Source organism: Streptomyces sp. NBC_01723, assembly GCF_036246005.1.
In the GTDB taxonomy this organism is placed as follows: Bacteria; Actinomycetota; Actinomycetes; order Streptomycetales; family Streptomycetaceae; genus Streptomyces.
This window is the reverse complement of sequence record NZ_CP109171.1, coordinates 7,088,780-7,109,366: the sequence shown is the minus strand read 5'-3', so window position 1 is coordinate 7,109,366 and position 20,587 is coordinate 7,088,780. Positions and strand designations below refer to the sequence as shown.

The window sequence follows — 20,587 nt, the reverse complement described above, 5'->3', positions numbered from 1 at the left end:
CCAGATCGCGCGATCTCGTACGAATGCGTCGAGGTGGAGTGGGAGCATAACGGGCACGAAGGCACTGGCGCTCACGTGGAGTTCCTGGACTGGCACTCGCTCCTTGTGTGCCAACCTCGTCCCGACGCCTCATCAACTGCCGTCGTGTCAGACACTGCAACAGTTCTGGAAGCGATCCGGGAGGCCGGTTACCTGGCGGTCCCCGTTTGCGACTACGAGGATCTTCTATACAAGCCGGGCACTCAGCCTTATCCAGCCTGACGGTGCTGGCCGTGTGTTGGACAGTTCGGTGAAACAATAAAGCGCCTGGTAGACGGGTTCTCGGCCAACATCGACCGCAGCCACCAGGAGCTTCGCGTGCTTGTCTACCCGTCGTCGGTCGACCTGTCCAGCCGCACCTTGCGGTGCCTGACGGGACGACTCGCTGCCCGGCGAGGAGAGATCGGGACCCGATGGCGTCGGCTGACCGCCAACCGTCAGGCTCTCCTCGCCCCGGCCCATCTGTGATGTGGTGACACCTACGCCCAGCTCGCCGCCGGGTTCGGTATCGGCGTCGCAACCGTGTGCCGCACATACGCGAGGCCGTCGATGTGCTGGCCGCCCTCGCACCCACCCTGGCCGAGGCAATGGACATCGCCCGGACCAAGGCGTTCGTGATCCTGGACGGCACCCTGCTGCCGATCGACCGGATCGCCGCCGACACCCCGTATTACTCGGGTAAACACAAACGTCACGGCATGAACGTCCAAGTCCTCACCGATCCCTTCGGGCGTTTTTGCTGTGGGCCTCACCCGCCCTGCCCGGATCGACCCACGACCTGACCGCCGCCCGTACCCACGGCATCGTCGACGCGCTCACCGACGCCGGCCTCAAATGCTGGGCCGACAAGGCGTACCAAGGTGCGGGTGGTTCCATCCGAGTACCCTTCCGCAGCCGCCGCCTCAAGCGGTGGCAGCGCCGACACAACAGCACACACGCCAAGATCCGCTGGCTCTGCGAGCAGGCCATGGCCGCCCTCAAGAGCTGGCGCCTCCTACGAAAGCTCCGGTGCAGCACCAACCGCATCACCGCGATCGTCCAAGCCGTCCTCGTCCTTCAACACGCCTCGGCGTGAGGTTGGAAGAGGCTCAATGCGTGAGAATACAGTAGTCATACGTGCCATTGTCCTCAGAGACGTCAGGCAGCGGACGATGAATCGGGCAACGACGGCCAGAGATGCGCCCACGGCCGCGCCCGCTCCAACTGCGCGGCCAGTGCCAGCAGGTCGGGTTCCGAACCCGGGCGCCCGACGAACTGGATGCCGAGCGGCAGCCCACCTGACGTCCGAGAGAGCGGCACCGACGACGCCGGGCGCCCGGTCACGTTCGCCAGCTGAGTGAAGGGCGCGGGCTCGAGGTTCGCGACGGCCAGTTTCTCGACGAGGTTCATCCGGCCCAGCACACCGCCGATCCGGGCAGCCAGCAGCCCCCGTGCGGCGAGCCGGACCGGCAAGGCGAGATCGAACTCGCCGATCGGCCCCGCCGGCCGGGCGGTGGTCGGGGTGAGCAGCATGTCGTAGCGCTCGTGGAACGCGGCCAGTGCCCGGGTGTGCTGGTGCCAGCGGGACTGCGTGGCCAGATACTCCGGCGCCGGAAGGCTCCGGCCGATCGCAGCCATTATCCGGGTCTCGATCTCGAAGTCGCTCTCGGCGCAGCCGGTGAACTCCCGTGCGGCCGTGACCTCGGCGGCGACCATCGCGAACCAGGCCGTGAGGAAGTCGGTGGCCAGGCGCTGGCCGTCGATGGCCGGGGCTGATTCCTCCACGACGTGTCCGAGTCCGGTGAGCAGCTCCCCCGCGTCCCGAACCGCGGCGGCGGCCTGTGGATCAACCGGTCCGCCAAGCGGGGACACCGTGCTCAGCCCGATCCGCAGCGGGCGCGGGTCGACGACGACGGCCTCGGCGTAAGGACGCACCGGCAGTGCCACCCGGTACGGGTCCTCCGGTGCGGAGCCGGCCAGCACGTCGAGCATCGCGGCGGAGTCACGGACTGTGCGCGACAGCACGCCCTGCACGGCGGCGCCGTGGAAGACCTCGTCGGCCTCCGGCCCGGACGGTACGACGCCCCGCCCCGGCTTGAGTCCGAACAGCCCGCAGGCTGCAGCCGGGATCCGGATGGAGCCCCCGCCGTCGTTCCCGCCTGCGACCGGGACGACTCCGGCCGCGATGGCCGCCGCGGACCCGCCGGAGCTGCCACCAGGCGTCCGCGACGGGTCCCAGGGGTTGCGAGTCGGGCCCCCCGCGACCGGCTCGGTTATCGCGCGGGCGCCGAATTCGGGGGTCGTTGTCCGGCCGAACACGACCAGACCGGCATCGAGCCAACGCTGTACCACCGTGGACGTCTCCGGGCGCTGGAAGCGTGCCAGCGATCGATTTCCACTGCCCGTCGGAACCCCGGCGAGGTGCTGACCCAAGTCTTTGATCAGGAATGGGACGCCGCCGAACGGCCCGGACAGCGGGCTGCGAGCGCGGGCACGGGCATCGTCGTCGAGTCGGTGGCGGATCGCGTTGATCGTCGGTTCGACGGCGTCGGCACGCGCAATCGCCGCCTCAAGCAGTTCAATCGGGCTCACCGCCCCAGACTTCACCAGCTCGGCCAGCCCGACAGCATCGTGCTCCCGGTACTCATCCCAAGTCATACACATACGAGTGCTCCCATTAGGCGATATAGGGCCCGGTCCGAGCCACGTCCAACGTCACGGCGCCTCGGGTTATCGGGACTTAATGTCGGCCACCGCGATGATGATGTCAACGCGAGTACCTTCTCTTTAGTGACCACTTGCGCACCCATTCAGACGATCGCGCCCAGACCCGCCACCAGGGCGGCGAGCAGCAGGACACCCGCCGAGCACCAGTAGGCGACGGAGGAGACGTGCACCATGAGTGTTAAACGAGCTCTGCTCAGCCAGCAGCGGAACGACATGAACGACAGCCGAGCGCTGAGCAAGTCATGGGCCGGTTCCGACCCATGGGCAGGGAGTGTGCCGAACTAGCGTGACCGCCGTCCGTTTCTTTTACTGCGGTTTTGTGTGTTGAGGCGCGGGCGGTGCGGCAGCATTGCGGGACTCTATTCGTGCTGACCGAGCGGTGCTTGTTCGTTGGCTGTGTCCCGCTGTTCCCGTCCAGCGGAAGCAGCGCTGGCTATGTCGACGTTTGCGGGTTGAGCGGGTGCTGAGGGATGTTGGGGGCGGGGAATATGGGGGCGGCAGTTCGAGAGCTTGCCACGGTGTATGACATTGCGGGTCCTGCTGACGCTCGCGGGCATAGGCTGGGAGTTGATCATTGTGAGCGGCCGGGCCTGAAGCTGGATATTCAGGCAGGGGCGGCGTATCGGGCCTGTTGGCGCCTTGGTCATACGCGTCTACTATGGAAACCTGGTGTTCGTCTAGATCCTGCCCTGGTGTGCCGAAATCAAAGTATTGTGGTTCTCCCTCGAGTCCAGGCCGCCCACTGGGATCGTACAGATAAATGGCATCTATGCCCTGAGCGAATCTCATTTCGGCTCGCCACAGAGCATCCCTCTCCGGCCGGGACAGATCATCCTCACCCACACTTGCCGACAACCCGCGCACGTACTGCCCGATCGGAAAATTTATTACTCGGCCCACGGTTTCATCCTGCGGCGCGAAACCGAGCATTGCCCATGAATTCGATGGACCCGATGAAAAGGCTCCGATTCACCCTGTATCCAAAATGCTCGCTGATCGATTTCGCGACGTCGTCGGCCGGCCATTCCCGCGCCCACTATTATCGTCCACGGGCGTTCGGAGTTGCGCGTCCATGGCATTTTGCTCCTCAATGAAACTGTCCAATAAATAATGCTTCCGCTGTCGCATTGCTCGTCGAGAGTTTCACCCGCCCCTTCGGCTCTTCGGCCGCGGGGGACCACCCTTGTCAACGTGTCCCACTTCTGAGCGGTTCACCGTTGTGGCATGTGAGTCGATGGCTGAGCTTCTTCGAACTGGCCACCGGGCGGGCTTGGGTAGCCGTGGCCGGCCTTCGAGGCACGCGGCGCACGTCGGCGATGACCCTGCCCGGATAGCCGATCGTGACCACCGCCGCTGGACTCGGCGACCCGCCCCTCGTAGGTCGCTTCCCGCTGGAGTCCCACTGGAGTCCGCCCTGCAGTTCGCAGGCGCGGCGAGGTCCTGTTCCATGGACTTGACGTTGGACAGACCCTCGCATCGAGCAGTCCTTGCTCACGGCGTTCAGCCGAGCGACGACAAGCTGGGACCCAGCCCCATCCGTTCAGGTGACGGCAGATCACCCACCAACCTCGTACCCGACCACAGCATGGCCGACCACCGGGCCACATCTGCCACGGAGCGGTCGTCACCCTCGAGACGCCGGGCAAGTTCGCCGAATTCCTCCGCGCGACCGAGTTGGACGACGCCGAGTGGGCCACACCACCGCCGCTCCCGCGCCGCCAAGCCGTTGGACGGCCCCTGGGCGCCTCCACCGTCTCGGGTGCAGCGCAAGGCGCACCGGGAGTGCGAGATGAACGGTTGCGGTTCCGCCAGACGGCCAGAAAAGCTCGCTGCGGCGTGATGGGGCTCCCTGCTCACTGGTGGTGAATTCACCGGCCCGGGACGGTATTTGCCAGATATGCGGGATGCTGTCCGGATGCGGGGTCCCCTTTGCGGTGCTTGTCTTGCCGTGGCGTGGTCTTTTCTCCATCGCCACTCGTCACAACGACTGTGGCGCCGAAGATTATCAACAAGAAACCCAAGGGATGGGCGTGCGCTCGACACCTGGCTCCAACAGCCACCATGGCGAACGTGGCAACCGGAGTCTCCAGCGCCGCCTTGCTGTCGCTCGACTTTACTTACTGAGCTTTTCGTTAGTTTTGTGGTGTTTTGGAATGAATGGTCAGGCCGGTGTGGGTGAGGAAGGACCATGGGAGTTGCTCGCTGGAGCAGATTCGGTGGATGCCGCGTTCGGCTGCGTCAGCGACATCGGCGAGGTGGTCGCCGGCGAGGTTGGCCAGCTCGCGGGTCTTGATGGCCGACCACAGCAGTTCAACCGGGTTGAGTTCGGGGGCATAGGCCGGCAGCCGCTCGAGGGTGAGCCAGTCCTGCTCGGCCACCCAGGCCCGCATGCCCCGGCTCCAGTGGGCGGACAGTTCGTCCCATACCAACACCACCGGCTCACCGGCGTAGAAGGTCTTGATCTGTTCCAACACCTCGATCAGGGAAGTGGTGTCGTAGCTGCCCGGCTTGAGGTGGAAGCACAGCCGCGGGCCGCGTTCGGGGTCGGCGGCGTGGTAGCCCAGCGCGGCGGCCATCCCGGCTCGCTTCCAGTTCAGCCGGTGCCGTAAGAGCGGAGTGCGGCCGCGGGGTGCGTAGGTGCGACGCACCTCGGGCAGCAGCGATACGCCTGATTCGCCGAGGAACACGATCCAGGCACGTTTCTTCACCGCCCCTTTTTGATGCGCGGCCACTCGTGGGCGACCCATCGGGCGATCTCATACTCGTCCCGTTCGACGGCCTGGCGCCTGGGCCGTTGCAGACTCCATCCCAGCCGCCCGGTCAGCAGACGCCATACCGAGGCCCGGGCCAACGTCACCCCGGTCCCCCGCTCAACCACCACGCCGACCCGTTCCAGCGTCCACAGATCCACCTCGAACCCGTGCGCCTGAGCGCCTTGCTCCAGCGCAGTGCGAACCGCTTCGACCTGGGCGTCGTCCAGCTTGGGCGGCGGCCGACCGGTGGACGGGCGCCGCCGCAATGCCTCAGCCCCGCCCTGCTCCCATAGGCGTTTCCACCGGCGCACACTCTCGGGGTGCATCCCCACTGCCCGGGCAACCTCGGATGAAGGACGTCTGTGCTCGAACAACTCGGCCGCGCGCATGCGACGGGCCTCGGCCAACTGCGGCCGCGTCAGCGGCAGAACGGCGACATCAGCAACAGCATCCTGCGGCTTGGAAGACACACCATCATGCTCACACTACCGAAGCCCCAATCACCACAGAACTAACGAAAAACTCAGTAGTCGATGTCGTCGAGACCGAAGCCGAAGCACTCACCCTGGCTCATCCCGAGGCCGCGGCCGGAGTCGACCAGAGCCTTGTAGCGGTCGGGTAGCTCGACCCGGATCTTCTCCGAGTCCTCCCATTTCACTGCCAGTTCCTTCACGGGCGTACCGACTCACGATGGTGATGATGCCTTCGTCACTCATACCGGTGAGAACCGCGGCAGCGAAGCACTGGTTCTCCACGAGGCCCTGGACCACCCGATTGAGGGTACACGCAGCGTCACAGTCCGTGATCGAAGCGGATTCACCCGGGCGCTCGCGTACACCCCCGTGCGGACCCGATCCGGCGTACGCCATGATGGGAAACGGCCCAAAGAAACAGAGCACCACCCTTCGAACATCCGGGGCCGTGAGTAGAAGGACACGAAAATGACCGCCATAACGCCACAGCAGAAGGATCTGCTGGCGATCTGCGCGCTGCGCGCCGGAAACAAATCCGTCGACTGGAACCTCATCGCCCGGACCTGCCAGTCACCCGAGGCGCTCCAGGTCGTCCTCGGAGGCGACATCCCCGAAGACTCGACCGTCGCGCGCAAGAACCTCGCACTCCTACGGGAGGCCCTCCCGACGATCGACGACGCCCGCGCACGGGTGACCACTGAGCTGGAGGCCGCCGAGAAGGCCGGCGCGCGGCTCGTGACCGTGCTCGATCCGGACTATCCGGCGAACCTGCGTCTCGTGCCAAACCTGCCCCCCTTCCTGTTCCACCTCGGCGACCTCGAAGAGCGGGATGCCCGTTCGGCCGCCATCGTCGGCACGCGCAACGCGAGCGAGGACGGGATGCGCCGGGCCGCTCGCATGGCGCGGCTCCTGGTCGACGAGGACGTGGTGATTTTCAGCGGTCTCGCGAAGGGGATCGACACCGCCGCCCACACGGCCACGCTCGAAGCCGGAGGCCGTACGCTCGCGGTGATGGGAACGGGCATCGCGGCGAAGATCTACCCCGCCCAGAACAAGGGCCTGGCCGCCAGGATCGTCGACGAGGGCGGAGCGCTGCTGTCCCAGTTCTGGCCCACCTCGACGCCGGCCACCTGGACGTTCCCGCGTCGCAACGTCGTCACGAGCGGCTCGACGATGGGCAGCATTGTCATCGAAGCCTCCTCAACGTCGGGCGCCAAGATGCAGGCCCGCATCGCCCACGAGCACGGCAAACACGTCTTCCTGATCAAGTCGCTGGCGACGAGTGAACCGTGGGCGGCCAAGATGGTGGCGGAAGGGAAGGCCGTCGAGGTCTCAGAGCTCGACGACGTCGTCTCGCGCCTCGGCAGCGCCAAGCGAGTGCAGCAGGCCGCGCAGCAGCGCCTCCAGCTCGCCCTGGCGGGCCTGTGACCAACGCATCATCTGACCTGCCGAAGCCGCTCGGCTTCCCCCAGTGTCGCCTGTGCGCCTACAAGGGCAACGGAACACCCGCCCTCTGTGCGGCCTGTGCTGCCCGGACGGTCAAACCCCACTGTGAGGTGTGTGGACAGACTCTCGCCTCACCCACGGCGAGCTGCGGGAACATCATCTGCCAGTGGGAACCGGCCGTCCGCTGCTTCACTCGCGTCGATGCCGTTGCCCTTCACGCGCCGCCGCTGAAACAGACCATCTGGGAGTACAAGTACGGCCAGAAGCCCGGTTCCGTCGGATGGGGGACGATCTTCGGACGCCTCATCGTCGGCTGGCTGAACGCCCACTCCGACGAGATGGCGGACATCGACCTCATCGTGGGCAATCCCTCGGCACCGGACCGGGCACCGCTCCAGCACATCGAAACGATGATGCAGGCTGCTTACGCCGAGGACACGCTCGGCCGCTGGCCGTTCGCGGACCCTGCCAGTCCTGTGCTGGTGAAGAACCACGAGACGAAGAAGTCGGCCGGCTCAGGCTGGCAGGCGAAAATGGAGGCCGCCAAAGAGCACGCCACGGCCCTCAAGCTCCGGCAGAGCGTCGAGGGCAAACGCATCCTGCTCGTCGACGACGTCTTCACCACCGGAGCCCAGTTCCACACCGTAGGCAAGCACCTGACGTCGGTCGGGAAAGCGGTGGAAGTCCGAGGGCTCGTCCTCGCCCGCGTTCCCTGGGGCGCTTAGAGGCCGTTCTCTTTCCGAATGCCGTGTGCAGATTCCGCTGGTCAGGCATGAGATTGCGGCTGTGGCGGGAGCCTCGACTCGTTGCTGATCGAGTCGGTGGGGGTGGCGGATGCCGTCGATGCGTGCGGTCCTGGAAACGCGGCGGAAGGCCGCTGCCGTGCGGGTGGATGAGCTCGAAGCCGAACTGAAGCGGGTGCGGGCAGACTTGGCGGATGCCGAGGAGGTTCTCAAGCTTCGGACGATCGGCCTCGAGCAGTACCGCCGCGGCGCGCTGACCGGGCGACGGCACTTTCTGTCCTTTCATGCTGTGTTCGCGGTGATTCACTTACTGATCACCCAGAACGGACACCCAACGATGACCAGCACTCCCCCACCCCCGATCAGCGAACCCGACCCCTCCACCTTCACCACCTCCAGCAGCTACGTCGAAGCATGCGCCGGCTGCCAGCGCCCCACCCACCGATACGGCAGCGGCGGCCTGCCCCTGTGCCAGTGGTACCTCGCCCCCGAACAGAAGCACTGGGGACCTGCCGTCCGCTTCACCAACACCCGCCCGCACAGCTGAGCCGCTCAGCGCACTACCCAAGCGTCTGACCAGGGTGGTCAGGTCTGGTGCTCGGGATGCCCAGACCGGTGGCCGGGCACGACCACCTGGCCGACCACACGCACACCGTCAAGCCCTCGGGTGGAAGACCTCCACCATGACGTGGACCCTGCCGGAGCCGATGCTCACCGAAACGGTGCGCAGCCCCGTCCTGCCGCCGCGGTCCGCTGCGGAACCGAAGTGGGACGGATTCCGCGCTGGCCTCTGCATCGACGGCGGCCAGGTGATGCTGCGCTCACGCCGCGGCACCCAGATGGCACCCGCGTTCCCGGAAGTCGTGACCGGCGCCGCGGACGTCGACCTCACCGAGGACGAGTTCAGCCGCATCGAGGCCGAACCCGCCACCGTCAAGATCCATGGCAACCGCACTGACGTCGACATCGCCAAGCTCGCGGAACTCGACTGAGCGGTGATCGATCAGCGCGTCGGGGGGAGGCACCGGATCGCCGGCGGTGGTGTCGTTTGTGAGTCGTCCGACGCTGACTGCCCATTCCGACGTGGGTCACCACGGGAGGTCCACGCCTTCCCAGAGCGTGAAGGTGCCGGTGGGTCCGTCGGCTCCGAGCCGGGCGACGCGTACGATCTCGCGGGCGGCCTCCTCGACCGACTCTATGCCCTCGAAGTTGACCAGTGCGGTGTTGGCGAACCCTGGTGAGACGAGGTTGACTTTGACGTCGGTGTCCTCCAGTTCGATCATCATCGCCAGCGTCACGGCGTTGAGCGCCGTCTTCGACGCGGCGTAGACGGGTTCGAATGTGGAGCGGTACGGGAAGTCCGGGCCAGCCATGGTTGTCAGCGAACCGAGTGCGCTCGTGACGTTCACGACGCGCGCATCAGGTGATTCGCGAAGCAGCGGCAGCATGGCTTGGAATACCGCCAGGGGACCGAAGACGTTCACCTCCCACACAGCCCGCACCTCATCGAGGGGGACGGTGCTAGTTTTCGACATTGCCCGGAGCTCGGACAGATCACGCACATCGGTGCGGGTAGTGGAGATGGCGGCGTTGTTGATGAGGAGGTCAAGTCGGCCGGTCTCGTCGCGGATCCGTTCGGCGGCCGAGGCGATCGACGCCGTGTCGGTCACGTCGAGCTGGAGCGCGACGGCGCCCTCACCGATCTCTGCGGCTGCCTTCTCGCCACGGGCAAGGTCGCGGGATCCGACAAACACGGTCACCCCATCGAAGACCAGCTCCTTTGCGACCTGCTTGCCCATGCCTTGGTTGGCTCCGGTGATCAGAGCAATACGGTTCGTAGGCACGAGTACCCTCCTTTGGCTGACGTGGTGATGACGAACGAGCGCTCGTGCCAGTGCGCGTCGCGCTCTGTGACAACCGTGCGGCCCTCCTGGCCGACGGAGAAGGCCACCTCGATCCTGGGAGTGGCAGGACCAGGCAACGTCAGTCCGCAGGAACTATTGTCAACGAGTGTGACGAACGCGGCAGACTCAGGGCGCGAGAACAGGCTCGGCGACTACTTGCGCGCTCGACGGGGCCTGGTGGCCCCGGAGACTGTCGGTCTGCCTGAGGATGAACGACGTCGAGTGCCGGGGCTGCGCCGCGAAGAAGTCGCCCTGCTCGCCGGCATCAGCTCGGACTACTACCTCCGGCTCGAGCAGGGGCGCAACAGGAATCCCTCGGTGCAGGTGCTCGAAGCCATCGCACGCGTGCTGCAACTCGACGAACCCTCCGCCGAGCATCTCCTCAAACTGAGCGCCACGGCGCCACGTCGGCGTCGCGCACCCCGCCGCGAGACAGTCATCCCCCGCATCCTGGAGCTCGTCCGCTCGATAGAGATGCCCGCGTTTGTCGCGGGGCGCTACATGGACGTGCTCGCGAGCAATCCGCTGGCGCACGTCCTCTCGCCGGAGCTCCGACCCGGTGAGAACCTGCTGCGTGCTGCATTCCTCGACGCGGATGACCGAATACACTTCGATCGAAACGACATGGTCGCGATGTTCCGCAAACGCGTCGGAGCTGATCTCGACGATCCACGGGCCGTGCAGCTCATCGGAGAACTGTCACTGGCAAGCGAAGCGTTTCGGCAGGCGTGGGCCCGCCACGATGTGCGGCCGGCCCGGGGCGGTCCCGTCCGCATCGATCACCCGCAGGTCGGTCCGATGGTGCTAAACCTCTCCAAGCTCGCCGTCGACGACACCGGCGACCAGATGCTCGTCATCTACCACCCCACCGACACGCACCCGGAAAGCGCGGACCGGTTCACGCTGCTCGCGTCTTGGGCCGCAGAAACGCGACCCGTACGAGAGGAAGACGTCCGCGCGGTGGACGACTGACACCCCCCTGCGGTTCACAGACCGTGTCCTACATGGTCAGTTTGAGGAGTCGTTTGTAGCAGCACAGTGCTGCGGCGAGGCCGAGAAAGGCCAGGTAGTTGCGGGGTTTCCGTTCGTAGCGAGGGCTGAGTCTGCGGTAGCCGGACAGCCAGGAGATGGTCCGTTCGATCACCCATCGGCGCCGACCCAATCGTTCGCTGGACTCGATGCCCTTGCGGGCGATACGCACTCCGATCCGCTTGCCGCGGAGCCATTTCCGCAGTTCAGGGATGTCGTAGGCCTTGTCGGCATGGAGGCGTTGGGGTTTGAAGTGGCGGCCGCGATAGGGGTCGTGTTTCGTTTGGTGACCCGCCACCATGGGCTTCAGGCTTTGGCTGTCGTGGACGTTGGCGGCCGAGACGCCGACGACCAGGGGCAGTCCGTTCGCGTCCGACAGGATGTGCATCTTGGAACCCGGCTTGCCTCGGTCCACGGGGCTCGGACCTGTGTGTTCGCCCCTTTTTAGCGCGCACATGAGCCGAGTCGAGGACCACACGGGAGACATCGACAAGGCCCGCGTCATCGAGCCGGTGAACGACGGCTTCATGCAAGCGCCCCCACACGCCGGCCCTCGACCAGATCATGAACCTGCGGTGTGCGGTCGACTTCGATATCCCGAAACACGGCGGCAGAGCCCGCCAGGCACATCCACTGACCAGCACATAGATGATCGCTGCGAACAGCGTCTCATCAGGCGTGTTCTGCTTCCCGCCGCCCTGCGGCCGAACCCGGACCTCCGGGATCAACGGCCTGGCGATCTCCCACAAGCCGTCCGGAACAATCCAACTCCACGTACCCCGCCCCATACGCAGCCCAACGACCAACTGACCATGTAGGACACGGTCTAACCTCGATCTTGCGTGACGGTCCGCCGACGGAGTCGGTGGACCGTTTTCGTGCTGTGGGCTGAGGCTGGGCAGGTTGAGGGCCCGAGTGTCGTCTCGGATGGACGCCGGGTTCCACTGCTCCGGCCGGAGGGTTCTCTCGTAGGGGCGGATGAATCCGCTGCTCATCCCGGGTTCGGCAGGAGTGCGAGCCGTTCGAGGGCGGCAGTGATGTGACTGGTCCAGGGCCAGTGCTGGGCCAGGCGGAGGATTTGCCGACGGCCGGTGGTCACGAGCTGTCCGGCCGTGGTGAACAGGCGGAGCCGCAGGCGGCGAGGTTCCCAGAGACGGGCCTTGCCGGTCAGGGCGAGCATCGGCATCCAGGCCAGCAGGTCGAGAGCGATCTGCACGATCTCCAGCCAGATCCGGTTCTGGGCCGTGCGGTGCAGAGGAAGATTCCGCAGGCCGGTGGCCCGGGCGGCCCGGATGCGGTCCTCGGCCCGGGCCCGCAGCCGGTGACGGAGCTCGAGCTCGGCGATCGGCCGGCCCGAGGTGTTGGTGGCGAAACAGGTCAGCCGCATGCCGTCCGCGTCCGTGAGCCTCAACTGGGCCCCGGGGTGCGGTCGTTCCTTCCTGACGATCAGCCGCATGTCCTTGGGCCAGCCGTCCAGAACGTCGCCGGTGAGTTCAGCGACCCAGGCGCCGTCGCGGATCTCGCCGCCGGTCTCGATGGCCGCCGTCCAGGCCGAGGCCGGAACCTTCAGCACGTGCTGGTGGATCGCGTCGGTGATCACCATGCCGACCGAGTAGGACAGCCACCGTCCCCGCTGGGCGAGCCATGCGACGAAGTCGTGAGTGCCGCCCGCGGAGTCAGTGCGGATCAGGGTCCGGCGCCCACGCCGGTACTTCTTCGGCAGCTGGGCCAGCGCCAGTTGGGCGGCGGTGACGTGGTCGGACGCGGTGTTCGAGCCCGCGTTTCCTGGTCTGAGCAGGGCCGCGACCGGTTCCCCCGTGCCGCCCGGTCCGTGGTCGACGAAGCCCATCAGCGGGTGATGGCCGTAGGTCCGCTTCCAGGTGGGTGCGGCGTCCTCCTTGTCCGAGTGCGCGATCACCAGCACCCCGTCGAGGTCGACGGTCACCGCCCCGCCCGCATCAGGCGCTGCCCGTCCGGCCAACCGCCAGGCACGTTGACGGACTTCAGCCCGCGCGGAACGGATGGCCCGCAGGGCCTTCTCCCCGGAGGCTGCGAGGGTGTCGATGAGGCGGGAGACCGTCGGGTCGGAGGCGACCGGCCCGAACACGGCCGGCTCGGCCCGCAGCATGCCGATATCCGCCAGGCAGTCCCCGCCCATCGCGACTGCCAGCGCGAGGTCCAGGAGGATCTTCCCGGGATCGTGGACGGCCCGCGGCTTCCGCCAGGGCGCCAGGGCTGCGGATATCGCCTGGTCAAGGCCCGTCTTGCGGACCGTCTCCAGCAGCAGGACCGCACCGGCCTGCGAGACCACCTGCCGACCGTCTCCCTGGACACGGACACGCGGGTACGACGAGATAGGCTCTCTCACCTGGAAAGTGCTCTTTTCCTTGCAGCCAACAGGACCCTCAGCAAGTCCTATCGTTGCAGGTCAAGGGCACTTTCCGTGTTTCTGATCATCTCTTGGACAGCCCACCTCGCGAAAGCGCGAGGCTAAGCTTGGCGTTTAACGTCTGCGGTCGAACGTGACCTCGAACTTGCTGAGCGTTTCGGTTGTGCACCGGACGTGAGAGTGGCTTTCGTCTGATCCTGTGTTCCGTCACAGATGCACTTGACCAGTACGAAGGCCGTTGCGATGAGTCTGCTGCACCACGGTGTCCCGCGGATTGCGTTCGCTGAACTGTCATGCTTTCGAGCGGAGTTTGAACCGTTCCGGGTTCGGTAGAGACTCGATTCCGTGAAAGGATCGAGTCATGGCACGTCCCTCCTCCTATCCCGTTGAGCTGCGCAAACGAGCGGTCCGTATCGCCGAGGTCCGTGGTGACTATCCGAACGAGTCGGCCGCGCTGAGGGCGGTTGCCCAGAAACTCGGGATCGGTTCGGCCGAGACCCTGCGGAACTGGGTGAAGCGCGATGAGGTCGACTCCGGGAAGCGTCCGGGTACGACCACGGAGGAGTCCGCGCAGATCAAGGCGATGAAGAAGGAGATCGCCGAGCTGAAGCGGGCGAACGACATCTTGAAGGCTGCGGCGAGTTTCTTCGCGTCAATGTCAGGCTGTTGACGATCGGCGGGTGGCACGGGCCGAAACCGCCCTTGGTGGTTGGTCCTTGATGTGCCGCTCTCTGGTGGCAGGATCCTGTCGATCGGTGGGCTGACTCGCTTCTTCGCTGCCCCGCGAGGCGGTGGCTTGTCAGCGATGTGCCGCCCGTCGGTCGCAGGCTGTCCGGTGCGATGTGGCTTGATAGGAGCGTGCCGCTGGCCCGATTGAGGCGTGCCCCCGGCGCCGGACGATCCGTTCGCGTCGGGCATCGTCGCAGGGAGGCACGTTGATCGTCATCGGGATAGACGGACACAAGAACACGCACACGCTGGTGGCGGTCGATCCGCTCGGAAAGCGGCTGGCGGAACTGACCGTCACTGCCCGACCCGCCGGCCATCTCAAGGCGCTGGCCTGGCTGCACGGCTTCGGTCCGGTGCTGGTAGCAGTCGAGGACTGCCGCCACTTGACCCGCCGGTTCGAGGCCGACCTGCTCAACAGCGGACACACGGTGGTACGGGTGCACACCCGGCTGATGGCCGGCGCGCGACGCTCGGCCAGGGAGCGCGGGAAGTCCGACCCGATCGACGCCGAGGCTGTGGCCCGGGTCGCTCTGCGCGAGCCGGACCTGCCCAAGGCGTGCCTGGACGGGCCGAGCCGGGACATCAAACTGCTGGTCGACCACCGGCGCACCCTGGTCGCTCAGCGCACGGCGATCGGCAACAAGCTGCGCTGGTTCCTGCACGAGCTCGACCCCGAGCTGGCCGTCGCCTCTCGTGGCCTGCGCCGCCTGTGCGTCCTGGAACAGCTGGCCCGAGCTCTGATCCAGCACCGCGGGACACTCGCGGCCATCGCCACCGAACTGGTCGCGGACTGCCGTCGTCTCTCGGAACGTATCAACGCGCTGGAGAGTCAGATCCGTCGTCTGGTCACCGCCCGCGCACCGCATCTGCTGGCGATCCCCGGCTGCGGCGTTCTGGGCGCCGCGGTCATCATCGGCGAGGCCGCCGACGCCACTCGGTTCGTCTCCAAGGCCGCCTTCGCCCGGTTCAACGGCACTGCCCCGATCCCCGTCTGGTCAGGCAACAAAGTCCGCGTCCGGCTCAACCGGGGCGGCAATCGCACTGTCAATCACGCTCTCCACGTGATCGCTGTGACTCAAGTGCGAGGTGACGGTGAAGGCGCCACCTACTTCGCCAAGCAACTCACCGTTGGCAAGACCAAGACAGAGGCCCTCCGTCTGCTGCGGCGTCGCATCTCCGACCGCGTCTACCGCGCCTTGCTCGCCGACCAAGCCGACCTCGACCAACCCCTCAATCCACAATCCCCAACGCCCACCAGCCTGGCTGCTTGACATAGGAGCATCGCCGAGCTCGACCGGCCACACACGCTCGTGACGTTCATCGACGAGCACCGGGCCCGCTTCGGCGGTGTCGAGCCGATCTGCCACGTGCTCACCGTGCACGACTGCAAGATTGCCCCCTCCACCTATTACGCCCACCACAAACGACTCCAGGCCCCGTCGGCCCGCACCGTCCGCGACGCCGAGCTGAAGCCGCTCATCCGGCAGATCGTCGAGTCCAACTACCGTGTTTACGGGGCCAGGAAGGTCTGGCGTGAGCTGCACCGCCAGGGCCATATCGTGGCCCGGTGCACCGTTGAACGCCTCATGCGCGAGCTCGGCGTCACCGGCGCCGTGCGCGGGAAGAAGGTCGTCACCACGATGGCGGGCAGCTCCGTTGAGCGGGCGCCAGACCTGCTGGACCGCAACTTCGTCGCGCCGGCCCCGAACCGCTGCTGGGTTGCCGACTTCACCCACGTCAGCACCTGGTCGGGAGTCGTCTACGTCGCGTTCGTCGTGGACACCTTCTCCCGCCGGATCGTCGGCTGGTCCGCCGCCCTGTCGAAGGAGACACAGCTCGTCCTGGACGCCCTGGACATGGCCCTGTGGCAACGCGACCGCGACGAACAGCCTCATCAACGGGGGTGAGTTGATACATCACTCCGATGCCGGGTCGCAATACACGAGTTTCCGACTCGCCGAGCACCTGGACGCCGCCGGCATCGCGGCCTCGATCGGCTCGGTCGGCGACGCCTACGACAACGCCCTCATGGAGAGCACGATCGGCCTGTTCAAGACCGAGCTGATCAAACCCCGACATCCATGGAAGACGCTTTCCCAGGTCGAACTCGCCACTGCCGAGTGGATCGACTGGTTCTGCCACCGCCGACTCCACGGTGAGATCGGACACATCCCACCAGTCGAATACGAGACCAACTACTACCTCGCGACCGCGGAACCCCAGGTCACAACCACAATCTGAAGTCTCTACCGAACCCGGAACGGTTCAGGACCACGATGGGGCCATGAGCGACCAGCGCCTCTCCCGCGATCGGCAGATCCCAGCTTGGACGTGCACCGGCGGCGCCGGATGGCAACCGCTCCTCGCCGAGCTGCACGGTGCGCTGCTGGTCCTGGCCCCCGACTACCAATAACCCCCGCGCGTGTCAGATCAGTTCGAGCAACCGCAGGTCCGCCGCGTACTTTTCGATCAACTGCGCTTCCACTTGGGGGATTTTCCCATCCGCGAGCCCTGCTTTCCGCACCGCCTCCGTGAACCGCACCGCCGGGATCGTCGAACCGTTCAACGGCTCGCCGGGCCGACGGACGGTGTGCAGCAATGGCAGCAGCGAGTACTGCCGTCGTGCCTCCGGCAGGGCCCGCAGGGCCGTCTCGAAGCGGGCGAACCACTCGTCGTAGTCGGCAATACGACTGACCGGGTGCCCGGCTGTGATGAGCCAGTCCACGAAGGTGTCCAGCGAGACACCGTCGTCGTGCGGGTTGACCACGTTGTACGTCCGGTAACCGGTGGCACCCGCGCCGCCGAGCGTGTTGACGGCCTCAGCGACGAAGTCACCCGGCAGCCCGTCGTAGTGGGCCCGCACCCGCTCGCCGTCGGCATCAGGGCGGTAGAACGACGCCGGCGCAATCCCCGTGGTGAGGATGCTGAACAGCAGCCGCGTGAACATGTCGGGGACGTTCAACTGGCCTGCGTGCCTGCGATGGGCCAGGATCATGTCGGAGCGCAGAACGGTGACGGGGAGTCCATGTTCCTCGTGCGCGCGGCGTAGCAGTACCTCGCCGGCCCACTTACTGGTGGCGTACCCGGATACGTCTCCGTCGGTCAGCGCGCGGGCGGCGCTCGCCTCGCGGATGTCGGCGCTCTCGTCGAGCCGGGCCGGATCGAGACCGCCTGCCACGGCGACCGTGGAGAGGTAGGTGAACGGCTTGACCTTGCCGGTCAGGGCCAGTCGGATCAGTTCGGCGGTACCGACGACGTTCGGGCCGAAGAGATGCTCGTAGGGCAGGACGTGGTTGACGAGCGCCGCGGGGTGGAAGATGGCGTCGACGTCCATGGCGAGCCGCTTCCAGGTGTCCTCGTCGAGCCCGAGCCGCTCCTCGCTGATGTCGCCGGCCAGCACCTCAAGATGTCTATCCGCCAACTCCTGATAACGGGAGAGAAGCTGCTGGTCACCGCTGTCGAGTGCGGCGTCTAGCCGACGGCGGGCGTCGGCGTCGTCGCGGCCTCGTATCAGGCAGATCAGTCGACCGCCGGTTGCCGACAGGCGCTCCAGCCAGTCCAGGCACATGAACCGGCCGAGGTAGCCGTTAGCGCCGGTCAGCAACACGGTGTGCGGGACGACGCCGGAAGCGGGGCGGGCATTGCCCAGGGTCGTGACGTCGAGGAACTTCTCCAGCGTCAGCTCGTCCGCGCGCACCTCGGTGGCATCCGCGCCGTGCACCGACGCGGACGACGGGCGCCCGGCGGTGCCGGCACGGGCCGCCTCGATGTGGTCCGCGACCGCCTGGAGGTTGTTGCCCGCGCTGAGCAACACGCCGACCGGCACCTCCACGGCGAAGGCGTCCCACAGCAGTTGCGAGAAGGACAACGCCGACAGCGAGTCGACGCCGAGATCGGTGAAGCGTGCGGTGGGCCGCAGCTCGGAGGCGGGGCAGCCGAGCAGCGCGCTCGCCGCTGCACGGATCGCCTCGAACACCGGCTGATCGGGGCCCGCCGCACCCAGCGCGCACAGTGCCTCCTCCCGGCCACTCACCAACTCCTCGTACAGGGAATCCAGTTGATGACCATAACGGTCCTTAAGACTGGGGCGCAGGTTCTTGCGGACCTCGGAGAGGAGTCCGTTCGCCGTGCTGAAGGGCTCGGTCTCGACGAGGAAGTCGCGCGGGATCTCGTACGGCTCCAACTCGGCGTACTGGGCGATCTCTTGGAGGGATGCGGCAAGCAGAGGCTTGAGCTCCCTGACACCACCGGCCTGCGCGAGGGCGTCCTCGGTGGGGACGATGACCGCTAGGAGATACGCGCGCTCGCTGTTGCCGTGGACGTAGATCTGCCGGATCAGGGGGCTGGCGGCGAAGGTGGTCTCCAGGTGGGAGACGGTGACGAACTCCCCCTGGGCCAGTTTGAGTACGTTGTTGCGGCGGTCGAGGTAGACCAACTGGTCCGGGGCGGTCTCGGCCATGATGTCGCCGGTGTGGTAAAAACCGTCCGCGTCAAAGACCGAAGCTGTCACGTCCGGCCGCTTGTAGTAGCCGGGGGTGATCGTCTCTGCGCGGATCAGGAGTTCACCGCGCGGATGCGGCACGTCCGAGATGTAGTAGCCGAGTTCGGGGACGTCGGCCAGTTTGTACTCGATGACCGGGGGCCGCTCGACCTGCCCGTCGATCAGGATAGGGCCCGTCTCGGTCGAGCCGAAGACGTCCCGAAGCGACAGCTCCAGGCAGGACTCCAAGAACCGCTTCAGCTCTCCCGCGATCGGTGCGCTGCCGCAGAGGACGTCGCGCACCCGGCCGCCGACGAACTCCTCCCGCAGCTCCGACTTGACGGCCTTGTCGAGCGCGTCGGGGTCCGCAAACTCCCCGGCCCTGCGCGTCGATCGGCTCTGGTACTCCTGGAGGAGCATGTCGCAGATCCGCGGCACCAGCAGCAGTTGAGTCGGACGGGCCTCGCGCATGTCGTCGAACAGCGTCGACATGTCGCTGAGGCCTGTGAAGTACACCGTGCCGCCCTGGACCAGCGTCATGTACAGCGACGCTCGCCCCGCGATGTGGCTCATTGGCAAGTAGCCCATGGTGACCGGCGACGCGTCGCCCTTCGGCGCGAACCAGCCCGCCCACAGGCTCTGGACCATGCTGTCCGTGTAGATCGCGCCCTTGGGTGCGCCCGTGCTGCCGGAAGTGTAGGTCAGTAGCCGTGTCGGGTTGCCCTCCGCAGCCTCGGGCGTGACCGGCGTCGGCAGGGTCCGGCCGCGCGCGACGACGGCGCTCAGCGCCTCGACGGCCGTGTCCCCGGCGTCCGCTAGCCGCACCCGGGCGGCCTCAAGCCGCTCCCGCTCCTCGTCCGCCTCCGGGTGGAAGTCGAACACGACAAGGCGTGGCCGCAATGGCGCGGAGAGTGCCAACTCGACGGCTGTGTCGATGGATTCGATGCTGGTTGCGAGAATGCGTGGCGCGGACTCCGCGACGATTGGCTTCAACTTGCCCAGCGAGGGGCTGTATGGGAGCGGCACCGAGACCGCGCCGGCTCGCAGACAGGCCAGGTCGAGCACCGTGTAGTCGACGCTGGTGAACCCGTAGACGGCGACGAAGTCACCTTCGCGCACCGGTCGTTCTGCGTCCGCTGCCCACTCGGCCGCGACCGCGCCGGCCCGCTCCCACAGCTCGGCGTAACTGACGGTTGTGTAATGCTGCAGCAACCGCAGTTCGGTCCGGCCGGTCGCCGCGTCGGTCACCGACTCGCGGGCCCGCTCACCTAGGGCGGGGCGGTTGGCGTACCCCTCCATCACGGCGGTGACAGCCCGCGGCAGACCGGTGGCGTGGTCGCGCACGGTAGCCAAGATCGCGGGGGAGACCGAGCCGTTGGTTACAGGTGTCAATGACACCGACTTCACCGACTTTCCATCAACTGTGGGCTTATCAATGGCATGGCCGACCCGAGGTGGCGTTCGGGGTACGGGTGGAGCGGCATGTGCGATCTGCCGGTCACCACCCCCATGGGGGAAGCTGCACGTTTCTCCTGATCGAATGCCTTCGTACGCTCAACAACTCCTCCGCATGTGCGGCCAGCACCGGCCTTGCCGCACGTGCCTTCGCGACCAACGCTTCCGCCGTCTCTGTCATGCGATGTCCTCCAGCCTGGAAAGGTTTGCCGCGCCAAGCGGCATGTTCTGCCTCGTTTCTAACGTGTGTCTTCGAAGGTAGCCACGGCCTGGCGATCCCCCCTTGTGGAGCGCACTGGCGCCGGGGAGGTGATACCGCTGACGCCACATCCGCCCTGGAGGGGGTCTCCGCCGCCACCAGGTTCGGCGTGAAGGCGCAGCAACCTCGGCCCGGCTGCGGATGGCCCCAAGGCGAGGAGGAGAGCGGCGAGCTGCCGCAAA

The 20,587-nt window shown here is 66.5% G+C and carries 18 protein-coding genes and 1 pseudogene; 11 read left to right on the top strand and 8 right to left on the bottom strand.

Going from position 1 to position 20,587, the window contains the following annotated elements; all coding sequences use genetic code 11:
* Window positions 1-357 precede the first annotated feature (357 nt).
* Window positions 358-1,114 (top strand): annotated as a pseudogene (locus OIE75_RS33385) (transposase family protein).
* 62 nt (window positions 1,115-1,176) lie between these two features.
* On the opposite strand, the gene OIE75_RS33380 reads toward OIE75_RS33385, so the two are convergent.
* The 4 genes from OIE75_RS33380 to OIE75_RS33365 all read right to left on the bottom strand — a co-directional run bounded on the left by OIE75_RS33380 (window position 1,177) and on the right by OIE75_RS33365 (window position 6,171).
* Window positions 1,177-2,676, bottom strand: a complete 1,500-nt coding sequence (locus OIE75_RS33380; RefSeq protein WP_329473184.1) for an amidase — start codon at window positions 2,674-2,676, stop codon at window positions 1,177-1,179.
* 2,201 nt (window positions 2,677-4,877) lie between these two features.
* Window positions 4,878-5,477 (bottom strand): transposase, encoded by a 600-nt coding sequence (locus tag OIE75_RS33375; RefSeq protein ID WP_329473183.1) that lies wholly within the window; start codon window positions 5,475-5,477, stop codon window positions 4,878-4,880.
* The gene (locus tag OIE75_RS33370; RefSeq protein ID WP_329473182.1) at window positions 5,450-5,968 is read right to left on the bottom strand and encodes a winged helix-turn-helix domain-containing protein; all 519 of its coding nucleotides are present in this window, start codon (window positions 5,966-5,968) and stop codon (window positions 5,450-5,452) included. The genes OIE75_RS33375 and OIE75_RS33370 overlap by 28 nt, the downstream gene beginning before the upstream one ends.
* A gap of 53 nt (window positions 5,969-6,021) precedes the next feature.
* The gene (locus OIE75_RS33365; protein ID WP_329473181.1) at window positions 6,022-6,171 is read right to left on the bottom strand and encodes a hypothetical protein; all 150 of its coding nucleotides are present in this window, start codon (window positions 6,169-6,171) and stop codon (window positions 6,022-6,024) included.
* Between the two features lie 268 nt (window positions 6,172-6,439).
* Between OIE75_RS33365 and OIE75_RS33360 the strand changes: the two genes are divergently transcribed.
* The 4 genes from OIE75_RS33360 (at window position 6,440) to OIE75_RS33345 (ending at window position 9,152) form a co-directional block, all read left to right on the top strand.
* Complete coding sequence (locus OIE75_RS33360; RefSeq protein ID WP_329473180.1) at window positions 6,440-7,399, top strand: DNA-processing protein DprA; 960 nt, start codon at window positions 6,440-6,442, stop codon at window positions 7,397-7,399.
* Window positions 7,396-8,142, top strand: a complete 747-nt coding sequence (locus OIE75_RS33355; RefSeq protein WP_329473179.1) for a ComF family protein — start codon at window positions 7,396-7,398, stop codon at window positions 8,140-8,142. Before OIE75_RS33360 ends, OIE75_RS33355 begins: the two co-directional genes overlap by 4 nt.
* A 109-nt stretch (window positions 8,143-8,251) precedes the next feature.
* A complete protein-coding gene (locus tag OIE75_RS33350; RefSeq protein WP_443078417.1) occupies window positions 8,252-8,707 on the top strand; it encodes a hypothetical protein in 456 nt (151 codons plus the stop codon).
* Between the two features lie 136 nt (window positions 8,708-8,843).
* The gene (locus OIE75_RS33345; protein ID WP_329473177.1) at window positions 8,844-9,152 is read left to right on the top strand and encodes an ATP-dependent DNA ligase; all 309 of its coding nucleotides are present in this window, start codon (window positions 8,844-8,846) and stop codon (window positions 9,150-9,152) included.
* Between the two features lie 96 nt (window positions 9,153-9,248).
* Here OIE75_RS33345 and OIE75_RS33340 read toward each other — a convergent pair whose 3' ends face one another.
* Entirely contained in the window at window positions 9,249-10,004 is a 756-nt protein-coding gene (locus OIE75_RS33340) for an SDR family NAD(P)-dependent oxidoreductase (RefSeq protein ID WP_329473176.1), read from the bottom strand.
* A 168-nt stretch (window positions 10,005-10,172) separates the two neighbouring features.
* Between OIE75_RS33340 and OIE75_RS33335 the strand changes: the two genes are divergently transcribed.
* Window positions 10,173-11,036 carry a helix-turn-helix domain-containing protein gene (locus OIE75_RS33335; protein WP_329473175.1) on the top strand — a complete coding sequence of 288 codons (864 nt, stop codon included), beginning with the start codon at window positions 10,173-10,175 and terminating at the stop codon, window positions 11,034-11,036.
* Window positions 11,037-11,064: 28 nt separating this feature from the next.
* Here the strand turns inward: OIE75_RS33335 and OIE75_RS33330 are convergent.
* A protein-coding gene (locus tag OIE75_RS33330) for an IS5 family transposase (RefSeq protein WP_329474109.1) occupies window positions 11,065-11,881 on the bottom strand; the annotation gives its coding sequence in 2 pieces (ribosomal slippage) (window positions 11,065-11,533 and window positions 11,532-11,881; 819 coding nt in all).
* Between the two features lie 203 nt (window positions 11,882-12,084).
* Entirely contained in the window at window positions 12,085-13,461 is a 1,377-nt protein-coding gene (locus OIE75_RS33325) for an IS1380 family transposase (RefSeq protein ID WP_329472111.1), read from the bottom strand.
* A gap of 382 nt (window positions 13,462-13,843) precedes the next feature.
* On the opposite strand from OIE75_RS33325, the gene OIE75_RS33320 reads away from it, so the two are divergent.
* The 5 genes from OIE75_RS33320 to OIE75_RS33300 all read left to right on the top strand — a co-directional run bounded on the left by OIE75_RS33320 (window position 13,844) and on the right by OIE75_RS33300 (window position 16,624).
* Window positions 13,844-14,152 carry a transposase gene (locus OIE75_RS33320; protein WP_329473174.1) on the top strand — a complete coding sequence of 103 codons (309 nt, stop codon included), beginning with the start codon at window positions 13,844-13,846 and terminating at the stop codon, window positions 14,150-14,152.
* Window positions 14,153-14,417: 265 nt separating this feature from the next.
* Window positions 14,418-15,482 carry an IS110 family transposase gene (locus OIE75_RS33315; RefSeq protein WP_329473173.1) on the top strand — a complete coding sequence of 355 codons (1,065 nt, stop codon included), beginning with the start codon at window positions 14,418-14,420 and terminating at the stop codon, window positions 15,480-15,482.
* Window positions 15,483-15,491: 9 nt separating this feature from the next.
* Window positions 15,492-16,118, top strand: coding sequence for an IS3 family transposase (locus OIE75_RS33310; RefSeq protein WP_329474108.1), 627 nt, complete (start codon window positions 15,492-15,494; stop codon window positions 16,116-16,118).
* A gap of 1 nt (window position 16,119) precedes the next feature.
* The gene (locus OIE75_RS33305; protein ID WP_329473172.1) at window positions 16,120-16,452 is read left to right on the top strand and encodes an integrase core domain-containing protein; all 333 of its coding nucleotides are present in this window, start codon (window positions 16,120-16,122) and stop codon (window positions 16,450-16,452) included.
* Between the two features lie 43 nt (window positions 16,453-16,495).
* The gene (locus OIE75_RS33300) at window positions 16,496-16,624 is read left to right on the top strand and encodes a hypothetical protein (RefSeq protein ID WP_329473171.1); all 129 of its coding nucleotides are present in this window, start codon (window positions 16,496-16,498) and stop codon (window positions 16,622-16,624) included.
* Between the two features lie 12 nt (window positions 16,625-16,636).
* Here the strand turns inward: OIE75_RS33300 and car are convergent, their stop codons facing one another.
* On the bottom strand, window positions 16,637-20,089 hold the full coding sequence (gene car, locus OIE75_RS33295; RefSeq protein WP_329474107.1) for a carboxylic acid reductase: 3,453 nt from the start codon (window positions 20,087-20,089) through the stop codon (window positions 16,637-16,639).
* Window positions 20,090-20,587: the final 498 nt, after the last annotated feature.